Raw genomic sequence first — 260 nt, forward strand, 5'->3', positions numbered from 1 at the left:
ATCTTTTTAATATCTTTGGCACTAAATAAATTAGGTGTAAAGATGTCTGATTTTAAATTCACTACTTGTTTCTTTCCATTTTTGAAATATACTGTATATTTTGCTTGTTTCGCAAATTTTAAGTCAAGATCACTGATACCTCTTTCACTTTTTAATACAGATTTCACTTTGTCGTTTAAATATTTGTAACTAATTAATTGTTTATTCGAAATTTTTAGTTTTGATAAAATTGGTGTTGATGTGCCATTTACTGCAATTGT

At 25.4% G+C, this 260-nt stretch carries 1 protein-coding gene; it reads right to left on the minus strand.

Features of this window, described 5'->3' with window-relative positions:
- Positions 1-260: MAP domain-containing protein (locus HMPREF3247_RS01710; protein ID WP_000317060.1), on the minus strand; the 260-nt coding region annotated here is incomplete at both ends.

This window comes from Staphylococcus sp. HMSC36A10 (genome assembly GCF_001838845.1).
Classification (GTDB): Bacteria; Bacillota; Bacilli; order Staphylococcales; family Staphylococcaceae; genus Staphylococcus; species Staphylococcus aureus.